Genomic DNA, 9,707 nt, shown 5'->3' on the forward strand with positions numbered 1-9,707 from the left:
GGACGATCCCCAGCTTCCACCACAGCAGAAACCGAATCAGCTCGACCAGTGACTACACCACTCGGCGGGACACCATCCTCGGTCTACCCCCCATCGATCGGTTGGACTTGCTCACAACCGACTTGGGCGGCGAATCGGATGAGTCGATCCAGACAGGCCCAGGTAGGGCTAGCATGACTCTGTGTCGTTGTTGCCATGGGAGTGCGTGATCCTAGGGGTGCCTGCCTCGCTCCAAGGATCATCCAGTCGGCGTAGAGCGTGGAGGGCCGACGTGAGTGCGGCCGCACGCAAGGTTTGGCCGGCCGGAGTCGCGCCACTCGCCTCCTCATTGAGCGTAACGATCACGTTCTTCCATCAAGGCTCTCCACTCGATGTGGACAACATGCTCAAGCCCATCCAGGATGCGCTCTGCGGGATCGCTTTTGTTGACGATGCCCAAGTCACAGACGTCCATGGGAGTTTGCGAGACGTGAACGGGGCCTTCAAAGTATGCGGTCTCTCTGCTGCTCTTGCTGAGGGTTTCGTCTCGGGAGGGCCATTCGTCCATATCAAACTGGAGGAATCTCCCGGACATGAGGAGCTGCCATGAATTCCAGAGAGATCGAGGTAATCCAGGCAGCCGTCAGTGAGCTGGAAGGTGAGGGATGGAGCGTGCACCTCTATCCTGACCGAAAGAGTCTCCCAGAATCCCTTGGTGAATTCTCTCCAGAATTTGTCGCCAGCCGACAAGGCGAGCATGTTCTAGGGAAAATTAGCTGCCTTGAGGATCCGGGCAGGGCCACTCTTGTTGAGCTGGCTTCCCGGGTGTCTGAGCTTCCGGAATGGCGGCTTGAGCTTGTTTGGACGGGGAGTAACCAGCCTTATCCGGAAATCAAGCCCATGTATTTGCTGAAGGCCGAGGCGGAAAGGCTCGCATTGCACGATGAAACGCATTCCATCTTGCTTGCGCATGAAGTTGCCACGGCTATTCTAATTCAACTGGATTTGCTTGATAAGGGATCATCTAGAGATACCCTGGCTAGTTACGCGAGTTCTCTATACGGCAACGGGCGAATCTCTAAATGGCGCTATTCGGCGCTCATGAGTCTGGCAACGGCACGTAATGAAGTAGTTCATGGCGGCCGAGCTTCCAAAAAAGCATTCCCCGTTGTGCAAAGGGGGTTGGAAGCTGCTTGGTCTCTCTACCCGAACCCTCCTCTTTCATCCTTCGAGATGGTTGATCGAATCGAATCTCACTTCGAGTCGAGCGAGGGCCGGGCTAATGCCGTCGCCATCGCGCAGGCCATCAAGGGTGCTTTCCCTGGGGTACATCCGTTGGATGTCGTCGAAGTGACGGAGATTCTCGCTAATACTGGGCCGCATTTCGACTAAATTAGTCGAAACGCAGTCCCGAGCATTGTGATGACGTGTCCGTTCGCGCGAGAGGACCACATTCAATGGATTTCTGGCTTAGTCTGGGCTTTAAAGGAAATCCCTACATAGTCAAACCTTTGCCCGGCAGCGAAGACGGCAGAGAGCTGCTAGTCGGGCGAGATGTTGAACTCCGGTCACTCCTGCGCCGAATCCGCGAGAGTGACATGCACGTCGTGCTGGAGGGGCCCAACGGTGTTGGTAAAACCAGCCTTGTGTCAGTAGCGACGTGGGTGGCCGGCGAGGACTTCAGGCAGGGACAGAGTCAGCAACTGTACTTACCCTTACCCGAGCCTTTGCAGGTAAAGGAAGACGCGGAGGAGTTCATTAGTTCGTGCTATTTCGGGATCGCCCGAGCCTTCCTCGAAAATGAAAGTACGCTCAAGCGTGCCGGACGCTCAGTTCCTCGCACCAAGGATCTCAATCTCTGGCTGAACTCTCCCGTTTTGAGGGCTCGTGGTGGCGGCTTCAGTAGCCCCTTTGGGGGATTCACCGGTTCTGCTGGAATTGCTGCTAATACTTCCCAGGGGTACACCCAAGCTGGTTTCAGGGCTGCAGTGAAGAGATGGCTAGCCGATGCATTCCCTGACGGGTCCGGAGGCTTCGTAGGGCTCATCGACAACCTGGAACTAATCGATGTCTCTAGCGAGGCTCAGCGGGTAATCGAAGAGATCAGAGACCCGGTTTTGCAGCTTCCCGGAACGCGCTGGGTAATCTGCGGTGCGCGCGGTATTGCTCGTAGCGTTGCTGCCACGCCGCGCATGAATGGAGTGTTGTCGGATCCGATTGACATTTCTCCTGTTCCGGATTCACATATTCCTCGACTCATCGACGCTCGACTTCGCCACTACAGCGTTCAAGATCAAGCTTCAGCGCCGGTCTCAGCCAAATCATTTGAGCACATCTATGAAGTAAGTCATCAAAACCTGAGAGACTCTTTGAGCTACTCTCAAGATTTCTCTTTCAGCCTGGAGCCAGAATTTTTCATCGAGAGTGCTCCTTTGGAAATCGAGCAAGCTGCGAGAGATTGGTTGGCCGATCTTGCAGTGAAGTACGAGAGGGACATTCGACTACAGCCACGTATGTGGCGACTGCTTGATGATCTGGCAGGGATTGGTGGCGCTTGTTCTCCCGGAGATCACCAGGATCTCGGTTTCAATGACCGCACTCACATGCGTAAGAATGTGGTCGACCTTGAACGCTTTGGCCTTGTCACAAGTAGCCGTGAAGAGGTTGATCAACGTCGCCGATCTATTGAAATGACTTCAAAGGGATGGCTGGTTCACTACTCTCGCTCACGAGGGCTACTAAACCCCACCATCTTTGGAATCGAAGAATCCTCCTAGATAGATTCCTCCGGTTCACTCTGCAGCCGGTGGAACACGATGTTCGTTTTGTGTTCTTTGAGCCATAGAGCCGACCGTCCCAGCCGTGATGTACCCCTTCTCTGGCATCAGGTAGCTGCGCGCGCGGCACGGGCGCCGGCCGGGCTGGAGCGGGGCGGAGACAGGAGCGCAGGCCCGGCCGGGGGCCGGGCCGCGCGCGGGGAGCGGAGCGAGCCGCCTTGAACCAGTAGAGAAAGTTGTAACTCAGTCGGTCGCGTGGGGCTGTCCGATCCCGGGTGATGCTTGATGGTTCGGTTCCGGCTGATAGTTGACGGTGGCCGTGATCGGCTTGGCTGTGTCCGTCTCATTCGGAGCTGTCTGGGGCCAGTTGGCGATGCGGGCCCGGGCTGCTTCGGCGATCACGGCCCAGGGGTCGTCTGTCAGGCGGAGTACCGTACTGCGCGGGGAGCGCTGATGCGTGGCGACAGTGTTGCGGACGGCATCGTGGGGATCGTTAGCTAGCTTCTCCAACAGTTCGGCCGGGCAGTTGCGGCGGCTCGCTACCCTGCCGCGAACACGCCAGTCGTCGTCCTTGATCAGTTCGGCAAGGACCTCCGGCGGGCAACTGCGGTTATGGGCTGCCCAGAACCGCATGTCCGGGTGCTCACGCACCAACTCATCCCAGACCGGCATCGGCATAGCCGCCCGCGCCGAGCGGTCCCTCTCCGCTGGATCCTCGCTCAGGCGCAGACGAATGAACTCCTCGACGGAGTTGATCTCAGGAAACCGGTCCGGCATGGCAGGACCGTAACGCACCGGGTCTAGGGAAGGCATCAAGCCTCACCCGACGTCGAACCGTCAAGCATCGACTAAGACTCGATATCGGTCGCGTGGGTCCTGTGAGGTTTGAAGTCGTGTGAGCACGCTGGGAGTTCGGCACCTTGACGGTGTGCCAGTGGCAGGAAGATCACTGGGTTCACAGTCCAAGTGATGAGTGTGCGGGCGTGGATGACGGACACCGTCCAGGGCACGCGGCGCAACAGGGCTCGTCGGGTGTTGACGCGGTGGTCGTAGAGTCGTTCCCATGCCTCCTGAGAGGCGTCGGAGTCGAGTTCCGGTGAGATGGTGCGCAGGATCTCGGAGACCCAGTTGTTCGCCTCGGTCTCTGTGTAGGCGTCGTAGGAGCCGAAGAGCGTTGGCGGCTGGCAGTCGTCCAAGTGCCGGGTCCAGCACTCGCACCAAAAGCCTGGGTCGATCGTCGTGCTCAGCACGGGTGCCCTCCTCGTCGTACGTCCGTGAAGAGTTCTGCGGTGACGGTGTGACCGACTTCGCTGTCGTGGACCACGACCCGGTGGGCGATCGCGCTGACCATGCCCAGCCCCCGGCCGTGTTCCGCCTCCTGGTCCTGGTGCTCGGCCTTCGGAGCCGTACCGGCGCCCCCGCCGTCCGTCACCGACAGAGCCACCACCTGCGACGACACGGCAAGCGCCAGATGAAAGCTGCCGGCCTCCCGCCCACTGGCCGTGTGGAGGATCGCGTTCGCGCTCAGCTCGCTCACGATCAGTTCGGCGTCCTCGGCCAGGGGCGAGCCGCGCAGGATGTCGCGCGTCCACCGGCGGGCCCTGCTGACCTCTTCGGGGAAACCTGGGCAAGTGAGTCCCCAGACCCGCGCAGTGCTCGTATACTCGTGCATACAAGTTCCTTCGTGCTGGTAGGCCGCCATGTGCAGCGGGTTCGGGCTAGACGAGTTTCACGCCGTCGTGGGCGCGGATGGCTGGCGGAGACGCCGCGTCGAGTGCGTCGATGACGCGGATCGCGTATGCCTCGTCGGCGAGTTCGGATACTTCTTCGCGGGTGGCCCAGCGCAGTGCGCGGGTCTCGTCCCCGGTGGTGGGTGTGCCGTCGGCGGCCTGGCAGCGGAAGACCAGGGAGACGATCAGCCCGGTCATGTTCTTGTAGACACCGGTCAGGGTCGCCGGGAGTGCGATCTTGATGCCGGTTTCTTCCAGGACTTCGCGCTGGAGGGCCTCGGGGAGGGTTTCGTCTCGCTCGACGACGCCACCCGGAGGTTCCCACTTGCCGTTGTCGCGGCGCTTGATCAGGAGGGCGCGGCCGTGGTCGTCGACCATGACTCCGGCGACGCTCACGGAGTGCGGACGGTTAGTGCTCACGTTCCTCGGCCCTCCCGGCTGGCTAGGCTCTCCACCGTAGCAACAACACTCGCCCACTCGTCTAGATACCTAAAGGAGTACTCGACGTGAGCCCTCTCCGTTCCGGCCTGCTCGGCGATCTCGACCCCACGAGTGATCGTGCGGTCTTCCGGCAGATCGCCGACCAGCTGCGCGAGGCCATCGACCGTGGGCGGTTCAAGGAGGGCGAAAAGCTGCCCTCCGAAGCTGACCTCGTCGAGCACTACGGAGTTTCCCGGATGACCGTCCGCAACTCCTTCTCCGTTCTCCAGGGTGAGGGCCTGGTGCACGCCGAGCACGGCAAGGGCGTCTTCGTCCGGCCCCGGCCGCCCGTACGGCGTCTCGCCTCCGACCGGTTCGCCCGGCGCCACCGTGAGCAGGGCAAGTCCGCGTTCATCGTCGAGGCGGACGCCGCCGGCAGTCACCCCCAGGTCGACAGTCTGGAGGTCAAGGAGGAGAAGGCCAGTCAGGACATCTCCACCCGGCTCGGCTCCGTACGGCGCGTGCTCGCCCGACGCCGCCGGTATCTGCTGGACGGAAAGCCGGTCGAGTTCGCCACCTCCTATCTCCCCCTCGACATCGCGCGCGGTACGCCGATCGCCGAACCCAACCCGGGCCCCGGCGGCATCTACGCCCGCCTCGAAGAACTCGGCCACCACCTCGACCACTTCGAGGAGGAGATCCGCGCCCGGATGCCCTCGCCCACCGAGGTCAAGACGCTCCGGCTAGCCTCCGGCGTACCCGTGATCCACCTCATCCGCACCGCGTACGACACGGAAGGGCGGGCCGTGGAGGTCTGCGACACGGTCATGGCGGCGGACGCGTACGTCCTCTCCTACCAGCTCCCCGCGACATGAGCGCGGACCGCGTCGTGCCTGGCGAAGCGTGGACGGGCGATGACCGCGCTCACAACGACGCCTGTCACGAGCGCTGGTTGCAGGTCCAGAACAGGCCCACTCGTCAGCCTGGTTATCGCGACGGCTGGTACGACGCGCAATGCGGGGGCTGTCGGTTCTGGATCGCGTTGAGCGGAGAGCTGGGGCGGGACTGGGGAGTCTGCACTCAGGACGGCTCGGCGTTCGATGGGCGAGCCCGTTTCGAGCATGACGGGTGCGAGCTGTTCACCGCCCGGGAGGACGGTTCCTTCGGGTGAGTTCGCCCGGGTCTGGCTGGTGCGTGGGGATGCTTCTCCGAACTCGTACACCCCAACGTGCATACTCGTATAGACGAGTGGGCAAGTTGTGTGGCAGGGTGGTCCGCACGAACCCGGAGGCCGGGTTCTCGGATCGCTACATATATAGACGAGTAGATAGGTAAACTTCCTTGCGTACCATCCGTGTTGAGACCGCCACCGCGACGATCCTGCTGACCGAGGCCCCGGAGCCGAAGGTTCGCGACCGTCAGACCGGCGAGATCGCCAAGGACGCCGTCAGCGGCGAGGCGCTGATGACGCTCGGCGTCGTCTACATCGAGGAGGGCGAGTCGTCCCTCATCAAGGTCACTGTCCCCGAGGGCGGGGTGTCCGAGGGACTGGCGCTCGGAGCTCCGGTCTCGCTCCCGGGCCTGGTCGCCCGTCCCTGGGAGAGCGTGTTCAACGGGCAGCAGCGCCACGGCATCGCCTTCCGGGCCGCCGCCGTGACTCCGGCCGTCTTCCCGGTCACGGCCGGGGTCGCCGCCTGATGGCCGACCTGACGTCGCTCCTGGAGGTGGGTGGTCCCCTCGCCGCACTCGGTGGCGGGGCCGCCTACGCCCGGGCCAAGTACCCGGCCGCGTACTGGTCCACGATCGGCCTGCCGATATCCACAACCCGCCTGCTCAGCTCGTACGGCTCGGTCATGGAGGCCTGCGGCCTGACCGTCGCCCCGTCCCGGCTGCGCATCCTCGCCGTCAAGGCCACCACCCGACGTGAGGTCCGGCCCGTACCGCCCCGCCGGGGCGTCATCCGACCCACGACAACTGGCATGCGGATACGGCTGCGGCTCGCCCCGGGCCAGGAGCCCGCCGACGTCGCCGCCTCTGCCGAACGGCTGCGGCACGCCTGGGGAGTTCACGCCGTCTACGTCACCACCCTCAAGCCCGGTGTCGTCGAACTCCGGCTCGTCGGCTACGACGTACTGCGCCGGGTCCGCATGCCCCGCACCCGCAAGCTCCCGTCCGGCCTCCTCAAAGTGCCGGTCGCCCTGCGGGAGGACGCCACCCCGTTCGTACGCGACTACCGCACCGTTCCGCACCAACTCACCCTCGGCGCAACGCTGTCGGGCAAGTCCATGTACCTGCGCCACCTGGTCGCCGGACTCGCCCGCCAGCCGGTCGCCCTGGTCGGCATCGACTGCAAGCGCGGCGTGGAACTGTCCCCGTTCGCTGCCCGCCTCTCGGCCCTGGCCACCGACCCCGACCAGGCAGCCGACCTGCTGCCCGCGCTCATCGACGAAATGGAGGACCGCTACGACCTGATCAAGTCCCGGCAGGGCATCGCCCCCAACACCCCCGACGAGGAGATCACTTCAGACATCTGGGGCCTGCCAGAACGCGAACGACCCGTCCCGATCGTGCTGTTCGTCGACGAGGTGGCAGAACTCTTCCTCGTCGCCACCCGCAAGGACGAGGAACGACGCGACGAGATGGTCACCCAGCTCATCCGCCTCGCCCAACTCGGCCGCGCCGCCGGCATCTACCTCGAAGTCTGCGGACAGCGCTTCGGCGCCGAACTCGGCAAGGGCGCCACCATGCTCCGCGCCCAGCTCACCGGCCGCGTCTGCCACCGCGTCAACGACGAAGCCTCCGCCAAGATGGCACTCGGCGACATCGCTCCTGAAGCTGTCGGCGCGGCCTGCGCCATCGCTCCCGAACGTCCCGGCCTGGCCGTGGCGGGGGATACCTCCGGCGGCTGGTCCCGCATCCGCACCCCGTACCTGTCCCTCGGCGAGGCCGCCGAGATCTGTCGCGACTCCGCGCACCTGGTGCCCGACCTGCCCGCGCTCAAGCGCTTCCAGCCATACGCGCCCGCGCAACTGGTCAAGGCCCCGGGCCCCAACGTCCAGCCGCGCCCGGCAACCAACTGACCTTCCCCCAGCCCGGTTTGGCGTGACTGCCTCGCGCCACGTCCCTACCCCTCCATGCCCGAACCCGGAAGGAGCCGCATCATGCGCGCCCAACTGGCCCGCGTCGACGCGGTACTCGTCCAAGCCCTCATCGCCGCCGCCCTCTCCTTCGCCCACCTGCACGACATCGCCTCGGCGGCCGGACAGGACGGGTGGAAAGCGTGGGCCTATCCGATCAGCGTGGACTTGCTGCTTGTCGCCGCCTGGCGTCGACTGCGGACCGGCGAGGCGAAGGCCTCCGGCTGGTGCTGGTTCGTCATCGCGCTGACCGCGTCTCTCGGTGCGAACGTCGCGACCGCCGGCCTGCTCGACCTCGGCGACGTCCCCGCCTGGCTGCGCATCCTCGTCGCGGGCTGGCCCGCCGTCGCTTTCCTCGGCGGAACCCTCCTCGCCCACACCACAACACCCGCGGCAACCAACGACATTGAGACCGCCGACGTCCAGGAGGACGTACCCGAACCCCCGCGTCAGACGCCCGCGCAACCGGCCATTGAGGCACCACCCGAGCGCCCTGCCGTGCCGGTCCCGGCAGCCCTGATCGAGCACGCCCGCAAGGTCGCCGCCGAGCACCACACCCGCACCGGCGCCCCCATCGATACCCCGACCCTCCGCGCTCGCCTCGGCGTCCCTGCGCCCATGGCCGAAGCCATCGTCGCCCAACTCTGAAGTCGGAGTTCTGCGGAAGGTGTTACTTCTTCCGCCGTACTCGCTGAACTCCTGCGTTGGCCAGAAGGAGCAGCACCAAAAAGCAGCACATGGTGATCACCGTGGCCCAGGAATCGCCCAGCCACCATCGGCCCCCAGCGCCCGCGAGCCCCAGTATCACCGCGATCCCGCCGAAGGCGATCAGCCCACGTATTCCTCGTGACATGCCGCCTGTCTACACGCCCTCGCCCCCCTCGGGCGAGCGATCAACGAAATGGAGATCATCCGTGCCAGCCAACCGCCGCTTCCGCAACGTCATCCGCATCGGCCCCGTCCAGGTCGCCACCTCCTACGACGACCGGGGCCAGGAGAAGCACACCGCCGCCTGCACCGCGCCGCGCTGCGGTGCCTCGCACGACTACGACAGCCGGGCCGCCGCCGAGTTGGCGGCCCACACCCACCGCTGCCCCGTCCGCTGAAAGGGAGTTCCACCCCGTGACCGTCAGCCTGCCGCTCGTCGTCGTCCTCGGCTTCTTCGCCTGGGGAGCGGTCAAGTTCCTCGGCGTCCGCACCTGGATCGTCGTACTGATCGCCCTCTTCGGCTTCTGGCTCTCGCACACCTTCCTCGCCCCCGCCATCGAGTCCGGCACGCGCTCCGGTGTGGGTGTCGTAAACGGCTCACACGACTAGACGAGTAGATGAGAAAGGGTTCGCTGTGTTCCTGCCCAAGTACCCCGACAACCCGACCCCGCCGCCCGCACACACCCACACCCCGGCCGCCCCGATGCCCGTACGGCGCTCGCTCCCGCCGGTCTCCGTCGACCGCAACACGGTCGTCGCCCTGGTCGTCGGCGGAGTCGTCCTCACCGCGCTCCTGGCAGCCGTCGCCGTAACGGCCATCTCCGTAGCCATCGCCGCCGTGGTCCTGCGCTCGATGCTCCGCGACCACCGCCGCTGAACGACTCCCGGAACTACCCCTGGCCTCCGGGGCGGCGGCACACGACCAAGCATTTCGCCGCCCCGGGGCCCGTCTCTCC

General features: G+C 64.5%; 15 protein-coding genes. 11 read left to right on the top strand and 4 right to left on the bottom strand.

Going from position 1 to position 9,707, the window contains the following annotated elements; all coding sequences use genetic code 11:
- Window positions 1-217 precede the first annotated feature (217 nt).
- The 3 genes from AC31A1_RS39120 (at window position 218) to AC31A1_RS39130 (ending at window position 2,756) form a co-directional block, all read left to right on the top strand.
- Window positions 218-589, top strand: coding sequence for a RusA family crossover junction endodeoxyribonuclease (locus tag AC31A1_RS39120; RefSeq protein ID WP_489657849.1), 372 nt, complete (start codon window positions 218-220; stop codon window positions 587-589).
- On the top strand, window positions 586-1,371 hold the full coding sequence (locus AC31A1_RS39125; RefSeq protein WP_489657840.1) for a hypothetical protein: 786 nt from the start codon (window positions 586-588) through the stop codon (window positions 1,369-1,371). Before AC31A1_RS39120 ends, AC31A1_RS39125 begins: the two co-directional genes overlap by 4 nt.
- A gap of 65 nt (window positions 1,372-1,436) precedes the next feature.
- Window positions 1,437-2,756 carry a hypothetical protein gene (locus AC31A1_RS39130; RefSeq protein ID WP_489657841.1) on the top strand — a complete coding sequence of 440 codons (1,320 nt, stop codon included), beginning with the start codon at window positions 1,437-1,439 and terminating at the stop codon, window positions 2,754-2,756.
- A gap of 243 nt (window positions 2,757-2,999) precedes the next feature.
- Here the strand turns inward: AC31A1_RS39130 and AC31A1_RS39135 are convergent, their stop codons facing one another.
- The 4 genes from AC31A1_RS39135 to AC31A1_RS39150 form a co-directional block, all read right to left on the bottom strand.
- The gene (locus AC31A1_RS39135; protein ID WP_489657842.1) at window positions 3,000-3,533 is read right to left on the bottom strand and encodes a hypothetical protein; all 534 of its coding nucleotides are present in this window, start codon (window positions 3,531-3,533) and stop codon (window positions 3,000-3,002) included.
- 71 nt (window positions 3,534-3,604) lie between these two features.
- Window positions 3,605-4,006: a hypothetical protein gene (locus AC31A1_RS39140; RefSeq protein WP_489657843.1), complete on the bottom strand. Its 402-nt coding sequence runs from the start codon at window positions 4,004-4,006 to the stop codon at window positions 3,605-3,607.
- Window positions 4,000-4,428: an ATP-binding protein gene (locus AC31A1_RS39145; protein WP_489657844.1), complete on the bottom strand. Its 429-nt coding sequence runs from the start codon at window positions 4,426-4,428 to the stop codon at window positions 4,000-4,002. Before AC31A1_RS39145 ends, AC31A1_RS39140 begins: the two co-directional genes overlap by 7 nt.
- Before the next feature lie 46 nt (window positions 4,429-4,474).
- Window positions 4,475-4,882: an NUDIX hydrolase gene (locus AC31A1_RS39150; protein WP_489657850.1), complete on the bottom strand. Its 408-nt coding sequence runs from the start codon at window positions 4,880-4,882 to the stop codon at window positions 4,475-4,477.
- Window positions 4,883-4,992: 110 nt separating this feature from the next.
- Here AC31A1_RS39150 and AC31A1_RS39155 point away from each other — a divergent pair, with 110 nt between their 5' ends.
- The 8 genes from AC31A1_RS39155 (at window position 4,993) to AC31A1_RS39190 (ending at window position 9,628) form a co-directional block, all read left to right on the top strand.
- Window positions 4,993-5,781, top strand: coding sequence for a GntR family transcriptional regulator (locus AC31A1_RS39155; RefSeq protein WP_366494778.1), 789 nt, complete (start codon window positions 4,993-4,995; stop codon window positions 5,779-5,781).
- Window positions 5,778-6,077, top strand: a complete 300-nt coding sequence (locus AC31A1_RS39160; protein WP_365301654.1) for a DUF3027 domain-containing protein — start codon at window positions 5,778-5,780, stop codon at window positions 6,075-6,077. Before AC31A1_RS39155 ends, AC31A1_RS39160 begins: the two co-directional genes overlap by 4 nt.
- A gap of 170 nt (window positions 6,078-6,247) precedes the next feature.
- Window positions 6,248-6,604: an SCO3933 family regulatory protein gene (locus tag AC31A1_RS39165; protein WP_489657845.1), complete on the top strand. Its 357-nt coding sequence runs from the start codon at window positions 6,248-6,250 to the stop codon at window positions 6,602-6,604.
- Window positions 6,604-7,986 (top strand): FtsK/SpoIIIE domain-containing protein, encoded by a 1,383-nt coding sequence (locus tag AC31A1_RS39170; RefSeq protein ID WP_489657846.1) that lies wholly within the window; start codon window positions 6,604-6,606, stop codon window positions 7,984-7,986. The genes AC31A1_RS39165 and AC31A1_RS39170 overlap by 1 nt, the downstream gene beginning before the upstream one ends.
- Window positions 7,987-8,067: 81 nt before the next feature.
- A complete protein-coding gene (locus AC31A1_RS39175) occupies window positions 8,068-8,691 on the top strand; it encodes a DUF2637 domain-containing protein (protein WP_489657847.1) in 624 nt (207 codons plus the stop codon).
- Between the two features lie 266 nt (window positions 8,692-8,957).
- The gene (locus AC31A1_RS39180; protein ID WP_093628273.1) at window positions 8,958-9,149 is read left to right on the top strand and encodes a mobile element transfer protein; all 192 of its coding nucleotides are present in this window, start codon (window positions 8,958-8,960) and stop codon (window positions 9,147-9,149) included.
- A gap of 16 nt (window positions 9,150-9,165) precedes the next feature.
- Window positions 9,166-9,360, top strand: a complete 195-nt coding sequence (locus AC31A1_RS39185) for a hypothetical protein (protein WP_019075277.1) — start codon at window positions 9,166-9,168, stop codon at window positions 9,358-9,360.
- A gap of 25 nt (window positions 9,361-9,385) precedes the next feature.
- Window positions 9,386-9,628: a SpdD protein gene (locus AC31A1_RS39190; protein WP_489657848.1), complete on the top strand. Its 243-nt coding sequence runs from the start codon at window positions 9,386-9,388 to the stop codon at window positions 9,626-9,628.
- Window positions 9,629-9,707 lie beyond the last annotated feature (79 nt).

It is taken from the genome of Streptomyces sp. P5F9 (genome assembly GCF_057961495.1).